This is a genomic window from Nocardia sp. 852002-20019_SCH5090214 (assembly GCF_001665865.1).
GTDB lineage: Bacteria > Actinomycetota > Actinomycetes > Mycobacteriales > Mycobacteriaceae > Nocardia > Nocardia nova.
Window position 1 is genome coordinate 27462 of record NZ_LZMK01000273.1, and the last position, 20966, is coordinate 48427.

General features: G+C 68.5%; 17 protein-coding genes and 1 pseudogene. 12 read left to right on the forward strand and 6 right to left on the reverse strand.

Annotated features, from left to right (window positions below):
* Positions 1-64: 64 nt before the first annotated feature.
* Positions 65-415: a hypothetical protein gene (locus A5780_RS21160; RefSeq protein ID WP_231983036.1), complete on the reverse strand. Its 351-nt coding sequence runs from the start codon at positions 413-415 to the stop codon at positions 65-67.
* 148 nt (positions 416-563) lie between these two features.
* Between A5780_RS21160 and A5780_RS40115 the strand changes: the two genes are divergently transcribed.
* Positions 564-725: a hypothetical protein gene (locus tag A5780_RS40115; protein WP_156747632.1), complete on the forward strand. Its 162-nt coding sequence runs from the start codon at positions 564-566 to the stop codon at positions 723-725.
* Positions 726-816: 91 nt separating this feature from the next.
* On the opposite strand, the gene A5780_RS21165 is transcribed toward A5780_RS40115, so the two are convergent.
* Positions 817-1488: a phosphodiesterase gene (locus A5780_RS21165; protein WP_156769589.1), complete on the reverse strand. Its 672-nt coding sequence runs from the start codon at positions 1486-1488 to the stop codon at positions 817-819.
* Between the two features lie 91 nt (positions 1489-1579).
* Positions 1580-1894 carry a cold shock domain-containing protein gene (locus A5780_RS21170; RefSeq protein WP_227463011.1) on the reverse strand — a complete coding sequence of 105 codons (315 nt, stop codon included), beginning with the start codon at positions 1892-1894 and terminating at the stop codon, positions 1580-1582.
* 264 nt (positions 1895-2158) lie between these two features.
* On the opposite strand from A5780_RS21170, the gene A5780_RS21175 reads away from it, so the two are divergent.
* Positions 2159-2971 (forward strand): alpha/beta hydrolase, encoded by an 813-nt coding sequence (locus tag A5780_RS21175; RefSeq protein ID WP_030518502.1) that lies wholly within the window; start codon positions 2159-2161, stop codon positions 2969-2971.
* A 17-nt stretch (positions 2972-2988) separates the two neighbouring features.
* Here the strand turns inward: A5780_RS21175 and A5780_RS21180 are convergent, their stop codons facing one another.
* The gene (locus A5780_RS21180) at positions 2989-3966 is read right to left on the reverse strand and encodes an adenylate/guanylate cyclase domain-containing protein (RefSeq protein WP_063014042.1); all 978 of its coding nucleotides are present in this window, start codon (positions 3964-3966) and stop codon (positions 2989-2991) included.
* 134 nt (positions 3967-4100) lie between these two features.
* Between A5780_RS21180 and A5780_RS21185 the strand changes: the two genes are divergently transcribed.
* Both A5780_RS21185 and A5780_RS21190 read left to right on the forward strand, forming a co-directional pair.
* Positions 4101-4952, forward strand: coding sequence for a SigB/SigF/SigG family RNA polymerase sigma factor (locus A5780_RS21185; RefSeq protein ID WP_063014175.1), 852 nt, complete (start codon positions 4101-4103; stop codon positions 4950-4952).
* 131 nt (positions 4953-5083) lie between these two features.
* A complete protein-coding gene (locus tag A5780_RS21190; protein ID WP_064909383.1) occupies positions 5084-5566 on the forward strand; it encodes a hypothetical protein in 483 nt (160 codons plus the stop codon).
* Here the strand turns inward: A5780_RS21190 and A5780_RS21195 are convergent.
* Complete coding sequence (locus tag A5780_RS21195) at positions 5542-6339, reverse strand: hypothetical protein (protein ID WP_063014173.1); 798 nt, start codon at positions 6337-6339, stop codon at positions 5542-5544. The genes A5780_RS21190 and A5780_RS21195 overlap by 25 nt on opposite strands.
* An 89-nt stretch (positions 6340-6428) precedes the next feature.
* Between A5780_RS21195 and A5780_RS21200 the strand changes: the two genes are divergently transcribed.
* The 4 genes and pseudogenes from A5780_RS21200 to A5780_RS21215 all read left to right on the forward strand — a co-directional run bounded on the left by A5780_RS21200 (position 6429) and on the right by A5780_RS21215 (position 9559).
* The gene (locus tag A5780_RS21200; protein WP_064909384.1) at positions 6429-7031 is read left to right on the forward strand and encodes a DUF4232 domain-containing protein; all 603 of its coding nucleotides are present in this window, start codon (positions 6429-6431) and stop codon (positions 7029-7031) included.
* Positions 7032-7188: 157 nt separating this feature from the next.
* Positions 7189-7920: pseudogene (locus tag A5780_RS42025) on the forward strand (hypothetical protein); the annotation flags it as partial.
* A 240-nt stretch (positions 7921-8160) separates the two neighbouring features.
* Positions 8161-8496, forward strand: coding sequence for a PQQ-binding-like beta-propeller repeat protein (locus A5780_RS21210; protein ID WP_064909385.1), 336 nt, complete (start codon positions 8161-8163; stop codon positions 8494-8496).
* Between the two features lie 7 nt (positions 8497-8503).
* A complete protein-coding gene (locus A5780_RS21215; protein ID WP_063014034.1) occupies positions 8504-9559 on the forward strand; it encodes a DUF4185 domain-containing protein in 1056 nt (351 codons plus the stop codon).
* Between the two features lie 8 nt (positions 9560-9567).
* Here the strand turns inward: A5780_RS21215 and A5780_RS21220 are convergent, their stop codons facing one another.
* Positions 9568-10119, reverse strand: coding sequence for a TetR/AcrR family transcriptional regulator (locus A5780_RS21220; RefSeq protein WP_030518493.1), 552 nt, complete (start codon positions 10117-10119; stop codon positions 9568-9570).
* 160 nt (positions 10120-10279) lie between these two features.
* Here A5780_RS21220 and A5780_RS21225 point away from each other — a divergent pair, with 160 nt between their 5' ends.
* The 4 genes from A5780_RS21225 (at position 10280) to A5780_RS21240 (ending at position 20951) form a co-directional block, all read left to right on the forward strand.
* The gene (locus tag A5780_RS21225) at positions 10280-11206 is read left to right on the forward strand and encodes a ParB N-terminal domain-containing protein (RefSeq protein WP_064909409.1); all 927 of its coding nucleotides are present in this window, start codon (positions 10280-10282) and stop codon (positions 11204-11206) included.
* A gap of 43 nt (positions 11207-11249) precedes the next feature.
* Positions 11250-13493, forward strand: coding sequence for an MMPL family transporter (locus A5780_RS21230; RefSeq protein WP_064909386.1), 2244 nt, complete (start codon positions 11250-11252; stop codon positions 13491-13493).
* A gap of 187 nt (positions 13494-13680) precedes the next feature.
* On the forward strand, positions 13681-19995 hold the full coding sequence (locus A5780_RS21235) for a type I polyketide synthase (RefSeq protein ID WP_064909387.1): 6315 nt from the start codon (positions 13681-13683) through the stop codon (positions 19993-19995).
* Entirely contained in the window at positions 19992-20951 is a 960-nt protein-coding gene (locus A5780_RS21240; protein WP_064909388.1) for an AvrD family protein, read from the forward strand. The genes A5780_RS21235 and A5780_RS21240 overlap by 4 nt, the downstream gene beginning before the upstream one ends.
* Positions 20952-20966 lie beyond the last annotated feature (15 nt).

Here is a 20966-nt window from a genome sequence, read left to right on the forward strand (position 1 = left end):
CAACCCGGGTTTTCGCGTATCCGGGAGGGTTCGGGGCCGCCGGCGTGGCAGCGGTCCGGTTCGCTCAGCCCCAGGTGGCCCGGTCCGGCACGGTGGACGTGAAGATCACATAGAAGTGCTGGCCCGGCAGCAGTTCGTTGATGTCGTGCCAGCTGCCGGCGGGATCACGCTGGTAGTAGCGCTGAATGCCGGTGCCGTCGTCGTAGCACACGATGCCGGCGGTGTCGAACGGACTCCAATACACCTCGGTGCCCGGTCGCGGTGGTTCCAGCGGGGTACGGAACTGCTGGCTGCACGGTGTGATCACCGGGTGGTAGATAGTGGGTTGGGCGGCCGCGCTCGGTGCCAGTGCGGCGAGTCCGGCGCCCGAAATCGCGGCGGCGGTGAGGACACGGCGGAAGGTGAAAATCGGCAATTCCACTCCTTGCTGGGCGGAGAAGAGTTCACTGGCCTGTGTCGGCAACCCTACGGTCCGGGGCGTGTGACGAAAGAGTGGTTTGGCAGGCCGGGATCGGGGTTTTCGGTAGTCAGCAGTGATCTTGGGGGAACGAGGAGTGAGCCGCATGCCGAGTAACAGAGATTCCGTATTCGTCGACGATGAAGCCGTGGCCTCGATGCCGGCCGAACAACCGGCCGCGGTGAGCTGGCCGGACCCCAGCCCCCTCGATTCGTGGTGGAACGACATCATGGGCCTGTCGGCCGACCCGCCCCGGCCCGCCGCCTGACGGAAGGGCGAAATCCTCAGCGCCGTATATTCTCAGTGCCGCAAATCCTCAGCGCCCAAATCCTCAGCGCCGCAGTGGTTTCGACCGGCTGCTACGGTCGCTCGGCGCCGCGTCCTTCGCGGCTGCCCCGGTAGGCGCTGCGCCGGATGCGAGTGACGAACCCCGGGGCCAGCGCGACGCCGGGCGGGTGGTGCAGGGTCGGGTCGACGGCGTCCTCGGGCGGTGGGGCGACGGTTTCGGCGGTGAGCCGCAGATTCGCGAACGGTTCCTCGGGTCCGTGCAGTCGCCCGGCGGTCAGTGTGAAACCGAGGCCGTGAGTGGTCGTGTATTCGCGCAGCGTCGCCAGGGAGGCGTCCGCAGGTTGATCGGCGTCCGGCCGGGCGAATATCCACTGGGGTGCGCCGCCGTCGAACCGATAGGCCATAAGCGTCCCGTAGGTCGCGTGGCGCCACGACGGGACAGGTATCGCGAAAAATCGGGTCAGCGTGCCGGTGGGTGTCGATGCCAGCGCGAGGTCCCAGCGCCCGCCGGGGGTCTGCACGCGCAGTCCGATTCCCACGGCGTCGGGCAGTCGTCCCGGCATGCCGAGGGCCTTGGACAGGCGAACCTCGACGTCGCGTTCTCCGTCCCCGAAATACCTCTCGAAGGCCGGCGCGGAGTGCAGGCGCCCGCTGAACCAGAGGCCGCGCGGATGGAAGACGCGGGCGCGCCGGACGCGGGCGACCAGCTCGAACGATTCCTGGACCAGGCGTTCGGCTTTCACATCTCTGCTTTCGTCGTGACGGTCGGGTCGGATCGGCGGCAGCCGACATCTGGCCGGTACCCCGTCACGGCCGAGGTATTCGCCTCCGCAGTCAGGATTCGTCGCCGGCGTGCGGGTACGGGAGGACCTGTGTGGCCTCGGGCCCACCGCTGGTGTGGGTCACGGTGAAGACCACCGTCTGCCCGGGGCTGAGAGTTTTGTAGCCGGGCATGTCGATCGTGCGGTAGTCGACGAAGACCGCGTCACCGGAGGCGCTGGTGAGGTAGCCGAACCCCTTCTCGGCGTTGAACCACGTGACCTGCCCCCGCTGCCAGCCCGGCAGCTTGTCGTCGACCGGCATGAGGTGCGGATCCGGGTGGGCCCGGTGCTCGGCGGGAACAACGGCGGGTGTCCAGGTCACGGTCATGCGCAAACTCATTCCGGTCGCGGTGGGGAAAACTGGTGGTCGGTCACCGGCTTCCCGGCGCCGACGCCCGAGATACCCGGTCGTACCGCGGCCAAACAAGCCCTGCTGTTTCCCGTCGACTCCGCTTCCGGGCCGGGTGAACGGATCTTCCGGATCGGCTGCCGGTCTACTCCCGAGAGCGCTATCGTCGCTGCCAGGTCGCCTTTGCCCATTGGTTGCCGGCCGTGCGCGCATGCCCGCCGGCGCAGCGATGAAGGGACAGCCATGAGGATCACCCGTTTCGCGAAAGCCGTTTCGATCGTGTTCGCGCTGATCGCCGGTTTCGTCGTGGCGGCACTCGGACCCGCGAACGCTCAGACCATGCCGACGATCGTGCTGGTTCACGGCGCGTTCGCCGACACCACCAGTTGGGACGCCGTCGCCGGCGATTTGCGCGGGCGGGGATACCAGGTGGTGGTGCCCGAGAATCCGCTGCGCGGACCGGCCTACGACGCCGCGGCGGTCGAGAAGACCGTCGCCGGAATCTCCGGTCCGGTGGTCTTGGTCGGCCATTCCTACGGCGGCGCGGTGATCACGAACATCCACAATCCGAACGTGAAGGCGCTGGTGTTCGTGGCGGCATTCGCGCCGGCGCAGGGCGAGCCGGTGGCCCTGGCACTCGATCCGATCCGTTTCCCCGGTAGCCAACTACTGCCGCCCGCACTGCAGATGAAGGTCGTCGACGATTCGAGCAACGCCCTCGGCCGCAACCTCGACGCCTACATCGCCGACGCGTCGTTCCATCAGGTGTTCGCCCCCGATGTCAGCGACGCCACGGCCGCGACCATGCTCGCCCACCAGAAATCGCTCGCGGTGGCGGCGAATGTCGAGCCGTCCGGATCGCCCGCGTGGTCGAACACGCCCAGCTGGTATTTGGTCTCGGCGAACGACACCGTGATCCCGCCCGCCGCGCAACGGTGGATGGCGGGCCGGATCGGCGCGCACACCAGCGAGGTGCAGGCGTCACACGTCGCGCTCGTCTCCCAGCCGGCCGTGGTGGCCGATGTGATCGCGTCGGCGGCCGCGGCGACGACATAGCCGCGGCGGCATGATCGTCAGCGCTGTTTGCGCTGACGCTCCCGGAGCACATGGGAACGCAGGCGGGAGAATCCCTTCACGCGCACGCTGCGTAGGTGACGGAGGGAGAATTCGGTGTCGCCGGCCAGGGCCGCGGCCGCGCCGTCGTCCACGAGCACCGTGCCGGGACGGGCGACACCGGTCAGCCGTGCGGCGGTGTTGACCACCGTGCCGTAGAGATCGCCGAAGCGGGTCAGCACGGGACCGTAGGCCAGGCCCACCCGGATCTGGGGCATCTCCGAAATCTTCTGTGCCGCCCGGCCGATCGCCACGTGCAGGGCCAGCGCGATGCGCGCGCCCCGGTGCGGATCGTCGACGGCGAACATCACCTCGTCGCCGACGTTCTTGATCACCCAGCCGCCGTGGGCGGTGATCGCCTCGGTGGTGGCGGTTTCGAACGCTTCCAGCAGATCGGTCAGCTCGTCGGGGTCGAGGTGGCGCGAGAGCCGGGTGTAGCCGGCCATATCGGCGAAGCCGACGAGCAATTGCCGTGCGGCGCCGTCGGATTCGAGCGACCGGCTCAGCGCCGCGGCCAGATGGCGCCGCCAGGCGTACTGCTGCAGGTCGGTGAGCACCTCGATGGCGTGGGTGGTGGCCTCGGCATCGGTGCCGGCGCCGAGTTCGCGGGTGATCAGGTCTGCCTGCCATTCGGCCAGCCGCGCCATGGACTGCCCGAGGGTACGGGCCGCGGCAATCTGGTTCTGCTCGTTGACATTCGAGGCCGGGCCCAACGCGCAGAAGGTGCGTACCGCCGCGACGTCGGCCTCGGTGAACGCCTCCTCGTCGTCACTGGCCGCCGCCGGAAAGCCCAAGGCGATCCACAGTTTGCGGGCGCTGTCGACCGAGACCCCGGACAGCTCGGCGACCTGAGCGCGGGTGTAGCGGCGGGGACCACCGAGGAGAGTTTTTTCGACCACCGCGTCGACCACGTCGGCCGGCTCACCAGACTCGCTCACCCGGCAAGTACAGCACACGCGGCGGGGATGGCGCCGCCGTCGTTCGGACGGGTTCGACCGAAAAATCTTGTTTGAGCGTCCGAGCCGCGGATACCCAGGGCGGCATGGTTCATACGGAAGCTGCGGAGACGATCATGAGCACCGATACCACTGCTGCCTCGCCCCGTTCCGCGACCGCTCGCGACGACGGTGGCCGCAATTCCTATGACGGAATCGAAGATTCCTTCCGTGCGCTGGCCGAACTCGATGCCGCCGACCCGCGCCGGGCCCGGCTGCGGGAGCAGATCATCGCCGACTGCATGCCGCTGGCCGCCCATATCGCCCGCCGGTACGAGGGCCGCGGCCAGTCGCGGGAGGACCTGCAACAGGTCGCCAATCTCGCACTGGTGCTGTCGGTGGACCGTTACGACGTTTCCCGGGGCGCGCCGTTCCTGGGCTTCGCCGTGCCGACGATCATGGGGGAGGTGCGGCGTTACTTCCGCGACAGTGGGTGGGCGGTGAAGGTGCCGCGCCGGATGAAGGAACTGCGCGCCCGCATCTCCCAGCACAGCCTGGTGCTGTCACAGCAACTCGGCCGCGAGCCCAGCAGCCATGAACTCGCCCGCGCCCTCGACGTCCCGGTCGAGGAGGTCGTGCAGGCCACCGTCGCGGCCAACAGCTATCTGTGCGACTCGCTCGACGAAACCCAGTCCGCCGAGAGCGACAGCCCCACGCCGCTGGGCGCCCGGCTGGCGGTCGACGAACCGCGCTACGAGTTCACCGAGGATGCCATCACCGTGAAACCGCTGATCGAGGCGCTGCCCGAGCAGGAGCGCAAGATCTTGATCCAGCGTTTCTACGAGAACAAGACCCAGTCCGAGATCGCTGCGCTGCACGGTATCTCGCAGATGCAGGTCTCGCGGATCCTCAGCCGCGTCCTCAGCGGTCTGCGCGACCAGGCGCTCGCCGAACCCACGCGCCCCCGGCATCTGCGCGCGGTGGCGTGACCTGCGCGCCGGCACCGAATTTGCCGGTTCCGTACCCGAATGTCCGGACCTGCGGCCATGATCGGTAGGGAGTGCCGATTCTAGACCGCAGGGTCGGTTCGTTTTCTCGGCGAGAGAGGTCGGGCCGATCGATGGCTGAGACTCCAGCGGTCACCACCGCCCCCCGTGCTGCCGGCGTTCCCGGACTGTTGATGCGCATCGACGAGGTGATGCGCCGCCACGCCGGTCACACCTTGCTCCGCATCGTCACCGCGGTCACCGGCCCGGTGCGCGCGGCCCCGGATTATCTGATCCTGCACGCCGAAGCGGTGATCGACGAGGCCGTGCGGCGCCTCGTCGCCCAACCCGGCGCCGACACCGTCGTCGTCACGGTGTCGGTCACGACGACGGTGACGGTGGTCGTCGAAGCCACCGGTCCGGTCGGAATCCTCCTGCCGCCGCTGCTCGGCTCGAGCGCACGGGCGCGGCTGCTGGGCGGGCACTGCGCTGTCGAGCGGGGTGCTCGCCTCGTCTGGTCGGTTCCCCTGCCTCCGGCCGACATCCACGCACGTGTGCCCGCCGGTCCGGCGCGCCGGCGCGGTGATCGGCCCTACGCGAAGTTCTCCGTGATGTAGTTGGCCGCCGCGGTCGTCCAGGTCACATCGGTGCCCGGCATGTCGTGTGCCGGATACAGCACGTGCTGGCCGTCGGGATACGGAGTGAGATAACCGATCACGCCGTTGACGGCGGTGGCGAATCGTTGCAGGTTGGCCACCGGATTCGACATCAGGAACTCCAGCAGCTGCGCGAAGATGAGATAGCTCGCGTTGCCGAAACGCGCGCCCTCGACGAACGAGAACGGCGAGATGCCCACGTCGATGACGCGAAGCGGCGAGTCGGCCGGAGACGCGGTGATGATGTCGCCCGGGTTCGCGTACTCGTGGGTGGCGACCGCCGCGGGCCAGGCGCCGTGCTGACCGTGCAGGCCGTACGTCGTGGGCGGGCACAGGTTGTTCACCGAATCGCCGGCCTTACGCAGGGGGTTGGCGATGAAGACGGCGAAGGCGATCTCGAGCGGGCTGCCGTCGGTGTTGGTGTACTCACCCGAGGCCACCCCTTCGAGTATCCGGCTCGCGCAGATGCCGCCGAGCGAATAGCTCAGCAGCGCACAGACATTCGGCGACTGCTGAATCGCCTCGACCCCCGCGGCGATACCCAGCCGGACCGAGGTGTCCAGCGACGGCCCCCACAGATTCGGATCGGGCCCGACCGAGGCGGGCCAGTCGGGTTCGAAGAAGCTGAAGCTGTCGGTCGAGAGCAGATCGGTGACCGCGGCCAGCATGCCCGCGGGGCTGCCGTCCGCGTTCCGGGGCTCTCCGGTTCCTCGCAACGTGATGATGTCGATCATCGGGTTCTCCTTGCCCGCGACGAACTTCGACGGATCTTCCACGGTAGGCCCCGAACCGAGTACGGTCGGGTGTTGTGAAAAGAAGGCGGATGGCGTGGTGGTCGCTCACCGCGGCCGTGGCTGTGATCGTCGCCGGCTGCGGGTCGGACCAGTCGGCGCCGGACACTCCGAATACGAGCGCGGCCCCGTCCTTACACGTGGGTTCGGTACCTTCCGACGATGGTACCCCGCCCACCCGCGCCGCGAATGCCGTTGCGGCACAATGCCGGACATCCGATCTCGCGGCCGCGCTCGGGCCCGCGAACGCCGCTGCCGGAACTGTCGCGTTTCCGATCGTGTTCACCAACAACGGGTCCGGCCCGTGTGTCCTCGAAGGTTTCCCGGGCGTCTCCTACGCCACCGGCCCCGACAGCGCACCCGTCGGCACTCCGGCCGCCCGCGAGGGAACCGCGTCCGGCCCGGTCTCGCTGACGCCCGGCGGCCAGGCGTCGGCGCTGGTGTTCGCGGTCGACGTGCACAACATTCCGGCCGAGCAGTGCGGGCCCGTCGACGTGGCGGGGCTGCGAATCTACCCGCCCGACAACACCGCATCGCTGTATCTCGACCATGCGGCGACGGCGTGCGGTAACGGACAAATGACTGCACACCAGCTGCGGGTGCGCGCCCTCGTACCGGGCGTCGAGGGGCGGTAATTCGATCTTCGACGGGTTTCGTTGGGAGACCGCCGATTACGACGCGGTCACGAGAACCGCACTATCGATGACGGGACAGGCGTAGCCTCGGACAATGAGATAGCCACCCACTCGAAACCCGGTCCTGCCGAGGACCGGTCGACTCTTGGAGGGGAATATGGTCGATTCCCTTTTCGCCGACGTGTCCGAGTTCCAAGTGCCGGTCGACGACTCTTACCCGTATCAGCTCTTCTCGTTCCGTTCCAACGACGGGACCTACCAGGACCACAACTTCTATCAGAACTATGCCTGGGCGGCCCGGGCCGCCGATTCCGGACGCATCGCCTGCTTCATCGTCTACTTCTATTGGCGGCCGAACTGGCTCGATACCGTCGACACCCACCGGGGCATGGTCGGTCAGGCGGGTGGCCCGCATCCGAAGATGATCGCGATGATCGATGTGGAGTCGGGCGGCAATCCCGGCGGGGATCAGTCGGACGGAATCAACCGCGCCTATTGGCGGCTGGCCGATTGGCTGGGCTCGACCCGCCGGGTCATCGGCTACGCCAACCGCCCGGATTTCGACAGCATGTGGCCGGTGCGCCCGGACGGCCTCAACATGATCGGCGCGGGTTACGGCAGCAATCCGAACCTGCCCGGCCAGATCGCGCACCAGTACACCGACGGTCAGGGCTACGGCGGCGGCCTGCCCGAGGGCGCACCGCCGTTCGGCAACTGCGATATGAACTCCGCCGACGGCTTCTCCCCGGAGGATTTCGCCAACCAGGTCGGGGTCGGCACGGTGGCACCGGACCCGGTGACCGACATGTGGATTCAGTTCATGGGCATCGGCGGCAACGGCTGGCCGCAACTGGCCGGCCATACGCTCGTCGACGGTGTCGCCAGCGTAGGGCAGACCCTCGGCCTGCCAGGCTTCGCGGCGCCGCCGGGTCCCACCCAGGTACCGCTGCCGCGTGACTCCGACGGACGCATCCGCGACGAGTGGATCCAGATGCGCGGTCTGCAGGGCACCGGCTGGCCGCAACTGGGCGGCTGGTCCCTGGTCGACGCCATCGCGGCCATCGGGCAGAAACTCGATATCCCCGGCTTCCAGCCTCCCCATCCGTAAAGCCCCCGACGGAGTATTCGCATGCCGACAATCGCCAGTACGAACGGCCGCTTCTTCGTGATCACCGACTGTGTGCCCCAGGTCCGGGCGGCGGCGACAGCGGCCGCCGCGGGCGGCACCCTCGCCGCCCTCACCACCGCCACGGCCGCCGAGATCGCGTTCCCGGAAGGGGCTTTCGCCGACGTCGCATCCTGTGCCGGCCCGCAGGCCGGGCCGACGGCCTGGTTCGCCACCTTCAACGGCGGGGTCCCCGACGGCTGTGTCTATGCCATCGACCTGACCACCGGGCAGGTGTGTACCGAGAACGCCAACCGAGCCGCGGCATGGACCCGGTTCGTGCTCGCCGCCCCGGCATGAGCCGGCGATGGCGACGCACTGGGGGACTCCGCTCACCGGGTACGCCGGAAGTACGGCCAGGCAATTCGGTGTAGGTGGCACCGATCTCGGAATCCCGTACGACCGAGATCATTTCGCGCCGCGCGCGTCGGGATTCGTCTTCGGCGACACGTTCACCGGCGACAGTCAGGGGTCCGGCACCTGGCTCGGCTCGCCGGTGTTGCTGTTCAGTTCGAACCTCCCGGACGCCACCACCACCTTTTCCGCGACCCCCGGTGGCGCGCAGGCGCGCCAGGCGCTCACCTACGCCCACAACGCCGACAACGGCTACGGGGTGGAGGTCAGCCGCATTCCCAACGACGCGTTCGTCGATCCGAACGGGCGGACGTGGCTGACCTACACCAGTGTTCACGACTGGAGCATCCCCGACGATCGATACGGCGCGCTGTTCTGTGGCCTGGCCTACTCCGACGACGACGGCGCGACCTGGACCGATTACGCGGCCGTCTGGCCCAACGACGGCAGTGACGGCTACGCCGGCTGGAGTCCGTTCATGATGCAGTCCTTCGCCGGCATCGGGAACAACAACGGCGACGGCTATCTGTACATCGTCTCCAAGGAGTGGGGCCGCAGCCACAATCGCAACGGCCCGATCCTGATGCGCGTGCCGTGGCAGCAGATCGCCGTCCGCGCCGATTACGAATACTGGGGCTACAACGGTTCGGCCTGGCAGTGGGGCAATCCCACTCCCACGCCGCTGTTCGGCGGTATGGGCCCGATCGGCGAGGTGAGTGTGAAGAACATCGCCGGGACGTGGGTGATGTCCTACTTCGACGTCGCCGGCGCCTGCATCTCGACCCGCACCGCACCGGCCATCGATCGCGTCTGGACGTCGCCGAAACGGCAGATCGTCGCCTCCGCACCGTGGTGGCAGTTCTGGGTTCGTACCTTCCCGCAACTCTACGGCGGCTACATCCACCCGCGGTCGAGCTCACTCACGGACATCACTCTGTATGTCTCGCAATGGAACACCACCACGAACAATCCGTATTGGGTGATGCAGTTCGACGGCATCACACCGTAGCCGCCGGGTCAGCGCGGCGGGCGACCGGCGAGCATCGCCTTCGCCGCGGCGCGCAGGTCGGCGCGCGGGGCGCGGGTGTCGAGTTCGGCGATGCAGATCTCGCGCACCATCGCGACCTTCAACATCGACGCGGCATCCGGATCGGACCAGCCGACCGCGACCATATCGGGTCGGCTGGCGGCGAGGAAACCCTCGCGCCGCTGGGCGATCTCGGTACGCAGGCCGGGATCCGACTGGGCTTGCAGCATGAAGGCCTCGGTGCCGCAGCTGTGCAGGCAGGCGTCGAGGAAGGCGTCGACGCTGACCGCGAGCCGGTCCGGACCCGGCGCCATCCCCCTGATCGCCTCCGCCACTCGCGCGCTGATGAGCGTGAAGAACTGGCGATACAGCGCCACCAGGTAGGTGTGGCGGTTGGGGAAATGCCGATAGAAGGTGCCCTTGGCCATGCCCGCCTCTTCGACCACGGCATTGATCGAAAGGCGCTGTAGTCCTTCGCGTTCGGCTACGACCATGCCGGCGGTGAGCAGGGTGGCGCGGCCGGATTCGGCGACGACTGTCATGGAGGGCACTCCTGGAGCGTTCTGTTCGGAAAGTCTAGTCGTGATCATCCGGCGCGCCTACGCTGTGACCGATCGGTCGGCCCGGCACCGGGTTTCGAACGGCCGGTTGCGGTCATCGGTGACCGGTCCCGTTCCGGACGAACTTCTTTTGGGGGCTGGAATGTCCGCTCAGCGTAAAGCGAACGTCGGCGCAGTGGTGCCGCTGACATCCGATGCGTGTTATCGAGTCGAACTGCAGCGGCTGCTGCCGGCGGATTCGCCGCGTTCCACCGGGGAGGATCGCCGCCACATCGTGCGGCTGGCCGAAAGCGAGTCGCAGTGGCCGCCGATCCTGGTCCACCGCGCGACCATGCGGGTGATCGACGGGATGCACCGCGTGCATGCGGCGCGGATGAAGGGCATGACCCATATCGAGGTGTTGTTCTTCGACGGCAGCGCCGCGGAGGCATTCCTGCGCGGCGTCGAATCCAATGTGGTGCACGGGCTTCCGCTGACGCTGCCCGACCGGAAGGCGGCCGCGGAGCGCATCCTGGAATCGATGCCCGAATTGTCCGATCGTACCATCGCCACCAGCACCGGATTGTCGTCGAAGACGGTGGCGCGCATCAGATTGCGTTCGACCGGGGAAATTCCGCAGTCGAACATCCGGATCGGCGCCGACGGCCGTTCCCGGCCACTGGATTCCTCCCGGCGGCGCCAGCAGGTGATCGAATTGCTCACGGCCTCACCGGATATGCCGCTGCGCGCACTGGCGGCGGCCGCCGATGTGTCGGTCAGCACCGCGCACGCCATCCGGAAGAAGATGCGCGAGCGTCTGTGCTCGGACGGCGATACCGCCGAAGGGCCCGATACCAATGCCCTACTGCTGCAGAAACTTACCCGCGACCCGGCCATGCGGGCGAGTCAGCAGGGACGAGATCTGTTGCGCTGGTTGCATTCCCATTCCATGAACCGCAAGATGTGGCCGCGGGTGGCCGAAGCGGTGCCGCCGCATCTGGCCGCGACCGTCGCGGAGCTGGCCAGCCGCAACGCGCGGGAGTGGCGTGCGTTCGCGGACCGGATCCAGTCCTCCGACACCGCCATCTGAACGCCCCGCATCCGTTTCGTCGCACTCCCGAGAGGTTCGGCACATGCTGTCCACCGTCGCCGCTTTCGCCACCCGACACGCCCGCGCGGTCCTCGCGGCATGTCTGCTGGTGGGCATCGTCAGCATCGCCTTCGGCGCCACCGCGCCGACGCATCTGAAGACGGGCGGGTTCTCGCCGCCCGATACCGAATCGGCACGCGTGTCGTCCTTCCTGGGCGACGAATTCCCCTCGGCCGTGCCGAATGTCGTTCTGCTGGTGCGCGCCCCCGGGGGAGTCGAGTCCGCAGCGGCACGGACGGCCGGTGAACGCGTGGTCGCGCAGTTGCACGCCGACCACCATGTCGACGCCGTGCAGTCCTACTGGCAGCTGGCGCCGGATCTGCGCTCGGCGCTGCGCAGCGGAGACGGCCGGGAGGCGCTGGTGCTGGCGCACGTCGCGGGGGACGACACCACCGCACCACAGCGCGCGGGCGCGCTCGTCGATCGGATCGGCGGTGACTACGACGGTGTCACCGTACTCGCGGGCGGTCAGGCCGTGGCGTTGAATCAGATGAGTGAGCAGGTGGTGAAGGATCTGATCGTCACCGAGGCGATCGCGGTCCCGTTGACCGGGCTGGCGCTGATCATCGTTTTCGGCAGTGTGATCGCCGCCGCGATACCCCTGGCGGTGGGTCTGTTCACCATCGCAGTCACGCTGCCGCTGCTGCGCATCCTCGCCGAGTTCGGCGACGTGTCGATCTTCGCGCTGAACATGATGAGCGCTCTCGGTTTCGCCGTGGCGATCGATTCGAGCCTGTTCCTCGTGAGCAGATTCCGCGAGGAACGCGCGGCCGGTCTCGACACCGGTGCGGCGGTCGTGCGCACCGCGCGGACCGCGGGGCGCACGGTGCTGTTCTCCGGTGCGGTCGTGGGGCTTTCGCTGTGCACGCTGCTGGTGTTCCCGCTGTATTTCCTGCGGTCGCTGGCCTTCGCGGGGCTCTCGGTACTGGCCGCCGCCGTGGTCACGACCCTGCTGCTGGTACCGGCCGCGCTGGCGGTGACGGCGCCGCACCTGCACCGGTTCGATCTGCGAGTTCCGTTGCGGCGCTGGGCTCGCCGACCGGCACCGAGCGGAGTGCCCGCGCAGCCGGCCGACACCCGCTGGTATCGGGTGGTGCGGGCGGTGATGCGCCGGCCGGTGCTGTCCGCGGTCGCGGTGGTGGCGCTGTTGCTGCTCCTGGGCACGCCGGCCCTCTCGATGCGATTCGGCTCCGCCGACGACCGCGTCCTGCACGGTGCGTCCAGTCACGAGGTCGGTGACGCGCTGCGCGGCGACTTCCATGAGAATGCGATGGCGGCGGTGACCGTGGCGCTGCCCGGCTACGGCCTCGTCTCACCCGAGCTGGAGCACTATGCCGCCAATCTCTCCCGGGTCGAGGGCGTGACCTCGGTGTTGTCCGCCTCGGGAGTGTTCGCCGAAGGAACCCGGGTCGCGGCGGTGCCGGACGGGATGAGCACGCCGGCCGGAACCTATCTGCGCGTCGGCACCGAGGCCGACCCGTCGTCGCCGGCGGGCAACGATCTGTTGCACCGGATTCGTGACGTGCCCCCGCCGAGCCCGGCACTCTACGGCGGCGCCGCGGCCGAGAACGCGGATTCGGTGCACGCGTTGACCTCTCGGTTGCCGCTCGCGCTGGGCCTGATCGCCGTGTCGACCCTGCTCGTACTCCTGGCTTTCACCGGCAGCGTGTGGCTTCCGGTCAAGGCGTTGCTGCTGAATACCCTGTCGCTGTCGGCGACATTCGGCGCGATGGTGTGGATTTTTCAGGAAGGTCATCTGTCGGCAATATTCGGTTTCACGCCTACCGGATTTCTGGTTCCGACCATGCCCATTCTCATGTTCTGTCTGGCCTTCGGCGTTTCGATGGATTACGAAGTATTCCTGCTCTCTCGAATTCGTGAGGAATGGATTGTGACCGGAGACAACACCCGGTCGGTCGCGATCGGCGTGGCCCGCACGGCGCGCATTTTCACCGCCGCCGCACTGCTCATGACGATCGCCTTCGCGGGGATGGTGACCTCGCGGGTTTCCTTCATTCAGCTGTTCGGCCTGGGACTGGCGCTCGCGGTGCTCAGCGATGCCACCCTGATCCGCGGCATTCTCGTTCCGGCCCTGATGCGCCTGCTGGGCGCGGCCAACTGGTGGGGGCCGACATGGCTGCGGCGGTTGCCGGCCGGACTCGAGGGCGGGCCGGATCCGGATTCCCGGGCCCGGCCGGGGCCGGATCCCGTTCCCGTACAGAATTGACCGACAGAAAAATGCGCGAGGCGCCGGTGCGTACCGGCGCCTCGCGCATTTGTGTGCGCTCGGAATTCGTTGACCGCTCCGAATCGCACACCATAGGCTGCACGCATCCGGTACAGGTGTCCGGAATTTGGACAACGCCGCGGTTCGTCCCGACGAATTCGGGCACTGTTCACAGCCAGGAGTGACAATGGTCGACATTGCGATAGTAGGTATCGGCTGCCGTTTTCCCGGTGGCATTTCTGATCCGAAAGGTTATTGGGATTTCCTGCTCGGGCGCGGCGACGGAATCGTGGATATTCCGCCGGACCGATGGAGCATCGATAAGTACTACGACCCGGATCCGGACGCACCCGGCCGGATGTACACCCGCCGAGGCGGCTTCCTCACCCAGTCGCTGTGGGACTTCGACGCCGACTTCTTCGGCATCGCCCAGCGCGAAGCCGCGATTCTCGATCCGCAGCAACGGCTGCTGCTGGAGGTCACCTGGGAGGCGCTCGACGACGCCGGGATGGCCGGGCGGGTGTCCGGCGGCCGGGTGGGTGTCTATGTCGGCGGCTTCATCCTCGACAACGCGCTCGGGCGCAGCGGGCCGTTGGTGCGGTCGGCGATCAACAACCACACCGCGATGAGCGCCTCGCACACGCTGCTGTCCAACCGGATCTCCTATCTGCTGGATCTGCACGGGCCGAGCCTGACCGTCGACACCGCGTGCTCGTCGTCGCTGGTGGCCACTCATCTGGCGGTGCGGGCGATTATCGCCGGTGAGTGCGAGACCGCGATCGTCGGCGGCGCCAATGCGATGCTGCAGCCGGAAACCTTCATCTCCATGTGCAAGGGCCGGTTCCTGTCCGTCGACGGCCGCTGCAAGACGTTCGAGGCCGGCGCCGACGGCTACGGCCGGGCCGAAGGGGCCGGCGCGGTGGTGCTCAAGACGGTCGATGCCGCCGCACGCGACAAGGACCGGATCTACGCGGTGATCCGCGCGACCGGCGTCAATCAGGACGGCCGGACTATGGCCATTCCGGTGCCGAATCCCGTTGCCCAGCAACAACTCGCCGCGCAGGTCCGCGAGGAGTCCGGCATCGCGGCCCGCGACATCGGCTATCTGGAGGCACACGGCACCGGCACCGCGGTCGGCGACCCGATCGAGATGAAGGCGCTCGGTCAGGTCTACGGCGCCGTCGACGGGCGGACCGCCGCGGTGCCGGTCGGATCGGTGAAGAGCAACTTCGGCCACACCGAAGCGGCGGCGGGGGTGGCGAGCCTGATCAAGGCCGCGCTGACCCTCCACCACGGCACGGTCGCGCCGCACTTCTCGCTGTCGAATCCCAACCCGGAGATCGCGTTCGACGAATGGCGCCTGCGGGTGCCGCTCGACAGCGAGCCGCTGCCGGGCACCCCCGGGCAGCGTGCGGTCGCGGTCAACGGATTCGGCTACGGCGGCACCAACGCCCACGTGATTCTGACCGAGGCGCCGGCTTCGGCCGCAAGCCCCGAACGACTCGACGTACCGCGGATCGCGCCGCTGTCGGGCCGCTCCGAGGCCGCGGTGCGCCAGACCGCGGCGGAACTGGCCCGAACCCTGCGCGACGACACCGTCGACTCGGTGACGGCGGCGCTGTGGACCCGGCGCGCGCACCATTCGCTGCGCACCGGATTCGTCTACCGCGATGCCGAGGATCTGCGTACTCAGCTGCACGACTTCGCATCCGGTGCGGGTAAGGCGCCCGCCCGCGCGGTCGGCGACGGTTCGGTCGAGCCGGTGTTCGTCTACAGCGGTATGGGCCCGCAGTGGTGGGGGATGGGCCGCGAACTGCTCACCGCCGACACCACCTTCGCCCGCGTGGCCCGCGAGGTCGACGCGGAATTCACCGCGGTGGCGGGGTGGTCGATTCTGTCGGAAATGCTTGCCGGGGAGCAGGATTCGAAGGTCGCGCAGACCGCCGTCGCGCAACCGGCGAACTTCCTGCTGCAGGTGGCGTTGACCGCCGAGCTCGCCGAGTACGGCGTGCGTCCGGCCGTGGTCGTCGGTCACAGTGTCGGAGAGGTCGCCGCGGCGTATGTGTCGGGCGCGTTGTCGCTGCGCGACGCGGTCCTGGTCAGCTATCACCGGTCCCGATTGCAGGCCACCACCGCCGGAACCGGGGGCATGCTCGCGGTCGGCATGCCCGAGGCGGACGTCCGGACCTTGCTGGCCGACAGCCCCGGCATCTCGATCGCGGCGGTGAACAGCCCCAGCGCGGTCACTCTCGCCGGCGACAGCGCCGATCTGGAGATGCTGCGCGATATGCTCTCGGCGACAGGGACTTTCGCGCGCATGCTGCGAGTCGAGGTGCCTTATCACAGCCATCTGATGGATCCGATTCTGGCGGATCTGGCCGACGCGCTGGCGGAGCTGACCCCGGGAGCGGCCACCGTGCCCAGCTATTCGACGGTCACCGCCGACGCGCTCGAGGGCACCGCGTGGACCGGGGCCTACTGGTGCCGCAACGTACGCGAACCCGTACGCTTCGCCGACGCGATATCGAGCCTGCTCGACGCCGGACATCGGGTCTTCGTCGAGGTCGGGCCGCATCCGGTGCTCAGCGGCAATATCCGCGAGCTGCTGATCCACCGCGGTGTGGTCGGCGCGGCGGTGAGCACGCTCTCGCGCGACCGCGACGACCGCCGCCACATCCTGCAGGCGGTGACGGACCTGTATGTCGCCGGTTCCCTCGACGGCACCAGGGTCCCCGGACATCCGGAGGCGGCGCGGTCGCCGTATGTCGCGCTGCCGAGCTACCCGTGGCAGCGCAAGCGGCTGTGGCACGACGAGCCGATCACGACGCGCGACAAACTCGGCGCCGCGAACAGCCCCGCGCTGCTGGGCGAGACCACGGTCGGCGCCGGATCGGAATGGGAAGTGCAGCTGTCGGTGTCGCGACTGCCGTGGCTTCCGGATCATGTCGTCGACGGCCATGTGGTGCTGCCCGGCGCGGCCTACCTCGACGCGGCCCTCAGCGCGGCGGCCGAGCGGACGGGCCGCAGCCGGATCGGGCTCGAGGACATCGAATTCGTCGCACCGCTGGTGATCGACGAACACGACGTCCCCGTCCTGCGCGTCACGGTGGAGGAGAGCACGCGGCGTTTCGCCGTCCACTCCCGCCCGGCCTCGGCCGAGGTCTGGACCCGCAACGCGGTCGGACGGCTCGTCGAAACCGATTTCGACACGGCGGTCGAACCGTTCGGCGCGCCCGAGGGAGCGGCCGTGGTGGCCGGCGCCGACCTGTACACGGGCCTGGCCGCGCGCGGTCTCGACTACGGCCCGGCGTTCCAGCGCATCGTCTCCGCGGTCATCGGCGGCGATACCGTGCTGGCCAGCGTCACCGGCGATGCGCCCGCGAATCCGGACCACCCGCACCTGGCTCATCCCGCGGTGGTGGACGCGGCGTTGCAGTGCGTCGCCGCGCTGGCCGCCGACAGCGGTCCCGACGCGGGCGCGATCGTCCCCGCAGCCATCGGCAGCGTCCGCCTGCTGGCCCCGCTGCCGCAGCGGCCCCGGGTGGTCGTCACCCGGCGCGGCACCGATCCCTTGCGCGCCGATATCGCCATCCTCGACGAGGACGGCGCGGTGTCGATGCGGATGACCGGGGTGGAGTTCCGCCCGGTGTCGGTGCGGCCCGATGTGGTCCATCAACTGGGTGGGGTGTTCTACCAGCAGGTGTGGGAAGAGGTCGACTACGGCGAGTTGCCTTCGGCGACAGCAGGATTGGTCGTCATCGGCATCGGCGCCGATACCGCCGAACGGGTCGCCGCCCTGGCCGGCGCGGACTCGGCGACGAGTGTGGTGCTCGCCGATGTCGACGAGATCGACGAGGAGCGGCTGCGTGCGGCGCTCACCTCGGCAACCGGTCCCCGGCACGTCGCCGTGGTGGCCTGCGGTGATGCGCCCGCCGACGGCACCGTCTACGCCCTCGCGCGGATCGCGGCGGTAGTGGAAGCGCTGCTCGCCGAGGACGATTCGACCGATCTGCGGTGCGTGGTGATCACCGAGCACGCCCTGTGCACGCCGTCCGACACGGCCACTCATCCCGAACACGGGGCGCTGGTCGGGGCGCGACGGGCGCTGCTCAACGAGCAGCCGGCGGCCGGATGGCGTCTGCTGGACCTCGACGGGGCGGGCTGGGACGACTGCCGCGCACTGGTTGTCGCCGACGACATCGGTGACGAGATCGCGGTGCGCGCGGGCACCCCCTGGGCCGTGCGGATCGCGCAGAATCTGGACGATTATCTGCGGCAGCGTGATACTGCCCGGCCGCTCACCGATCCGGAAGCCGGATTCGAGGCCGAGATTCCGCGTTCGCGGCTGCTGTCGGATCTCGCGTTGCGCGAATCCCCGCGGCGCGCGCCCGGACCGCGCGAGGTCGAACTGCGGATGGATGCCGTCGGTCTCAACTACAAGGACGCGATGAAGGTCCTGGGCGTGCTGACCGAGAAGGAACTCGGCGACACCTACTTCGCCATGACCGTCGGTATGGAGGGCTCGGGTGTGGTGACCCGGGTCGGGGCGGATGTCGACGAGGTTGCCGTGGGTGACCGGATGATGGTGTGCGCGGGCGACATCCTGCGCCGCTATGTGACGATGCCGGTCGACGCGGGCGCCTCGCTCCCGCATCGGCTCGATCCCGGCGAGAGCTACGATCCGCTCACCTGTGGTTCCGGATTGCCTTATCTGACAGCGGATTTCGGTCTGCGGACGCTGGCGCGGCTGCAACCCGGTGAGACCGTGCTCGTGCACGGTGCGGCCGGCGGCATGGGAATGGCCGCGGTGCAGGTCGCCCAGCACATCGGCGCCCGCGTCATCGGCACCGCCAGTACGGAATCGCGACGCGATCAGGTGCGGCAGCTGGGCGTCGACGATGTCCTGAACTCGCGGTCCGCGGGGTTCGCCGACGAGATCGCGGCCTTGACCGGTGGCCGTGGCGTCGATGTGGTCTACAGCTCCGCGCCGGGTGAGATCCTGCGCCAGAACTTCCGGGTCGCAGCGGAATTCGGCCGGATCGTCGATATCGGCAAGGCCGACATCTACGGCGGCGGTGTGATCGACCTGGCCCCGTTCGACCGCAACCTGACCTTCTTCGCGGTGGATATGGACCGGGCGCTGGCCCACGATCCGGAAATTCTGCGGGCGCCGCTGCGGATCGCGCAGCAGCGGCTGCAGGACGGCACCTACCGCTACCTGCCCTATACGGCGTATCCGGCCTCGGAGTTGCCGGCCGCGTTCGAAAGTGTCGCGCGCTCACAGCATGTGGGTCGCGTGGTGATCGATATGCGGGAGCAGGAGCCCGCGGTGCGGCCACCACTCGGGCATCCGGTGATCGACCCGGACGGGGTCTATCTGGTCACCGGTGGATTCGGCGGATTCGGTCTGGCCACCGCTCGCTGGCTGGCCCGCTCGGGAGCACGGCGGCTGGTACTGGTGGGCCGGCACGGCGCCGTCACGCCGCAGGCCGTCGCCCAGGTGGCGGCGTTCACCGAGGCGGGCATCGAGGTGGTCGAGGAACGCCTGGACATCGCCGACTACGCCGCGACCGTCGCACTGCTGCAACGGATTCGGAGCACCGCGCCGCTGCGGGGCATCTTCCACGCCGCCGGTGTCGTGGACAATCTGCCGATTCCGCAGATCACGCGCGACTCGCTGAGCGGATTGTTCACCAAGGTGCGCGGCGCCTACAACCTCGACCGCGCACTCACCGCGACCGGGATCGAGCCCGACATGTTCGTGCTCTACTCCTCGATCAGCGCGCTGGGCTGCATCACACCGCAGGTCGGCTATGCGGCGGCCAATGCCGCACTCGACGGTCTGGCCGCGAGCCGGCGTGGACGTGGTGCCGCGGCGCTGTCGGTGAACTGGGGCTTCATGGCCGGTGGCGGTATGGCCGACGGCAGTGAGGCGCTCGTCGGGTACGTCAAGATGCTGGGCTTTCGCCCGATCGATATGGATCGCGCGACGGCGCTGCTCGCGGAATGCCTCGCGCTGGACACCGCGCAGGTCGCGGTCGCCGATATCGACTGGGGTGTGTGGGCGAGCGGCGCCCGGCCCTCGGTCGAGACCCGGCGCTTCCGGCAGCTGCTGGCCGATGCCGGTGTCGGCGGTGAAGGGCAGGGCAGTCTGCGTGGCGAGGTGATGGCATTGCCGCCCGAGCAGCGCGCCGATTTCGCGGCCCGCCAGCTCGCCGAGCAGTTGGCAGTGGTGCTGGGCGTCGCCGTCGAGACGGTCGATATCGACGAACCGGTCACCAATGTGGGAATGGATTCGCTCATGGCCATGGAATTCGGCGCTCGTGCCGAGAAGTCACTGGAAGTGAAGATCTCCGCGCTGGAGCTCAGTCGCGGACTGTCGTTGCGCGGCATCGCGGCCCGGGTGGTCGAGCGGTTCGGCGAAAGCTCCGCGAGCGAACCGGTGGCCATCGTCGCCGCCGGTCCGGCCGACGATCCCGACGACGAGGCGGATGCGGCATGAGTACCGGACAGATCGCCTATCCCGATATCGATACGGTGCTCGGAGATCGGACCGGCCGATTCTTCGGTGAAGGCTACAAGCGCATCGGCCACGAGATCTTCGACATCACCGTCGAGCCGCGGCCGACGGGGCCGGCACTGACCGCCGTCGCCGGGGTGCGCTACCCGCTGGACTGGTCGCAGAAGAGCACCCGGGTGCTCACCCCGCACCTGAGCAGCATCGACTGTTCGATCTTCGGCTACCGGCTGCTGGCGGTGATCCTGCGCGAGTGCGGTCTGAGCGATGCCGACATCAGCCGGTGCTGGATGCCGTTCGTGCAATTCAGCAGCGGCACGGTCGCCACCGAGAACCTGGACCGGTTCCCGATCGAGGCGGCCGTCACGGGCAGTACGGCGAATACCTTGACCATTTCCGGATCATTCGGCAGCACAATGGAATTGGAGGCCGTTGTCGCGCTGCCCACCCCACCCCGGTTCCCGGCGCCGGGTCCGGCGCGGACGGTGGCCGAGCCGGTGGGCGGCTACTCGCACGGTCCGGTCTACGGGCGCAGCCAGTACCTGCGCGATATCCGCCTCGACGGCGAGGGGACGAGCGCGAGTGCGGAATTCGCTCTCTCGCTGGGGGATTCGGACGCGTCCGGCACCGGAGTCGCCGATTTCTACCAGCCCTCGATCACCTTGGTCGACGCCACGGTGATCCTGGCGCAACTGTCGCAGGTCGTGCTGTACGAGCTGGACAATATCGCCCGCAAGGACAGTGAGACGTTGTGGATGCGCCGGATGACCGCGCGGGCGGAGGCGCCCCCGCCGCCGTACACGCCGGGTTCGGCGACCACGCGGATGGCGCGCTCGATGGTTCTGGGATTCGGCGGGGGTAAATGGCGGATCTCGAATTGGGAGTCGGAATTCGCCGGCTGCTCGATCCGCTACGACCTCGCCCACCAGCTACCGGCCTGATCTCGAAAAAACCTC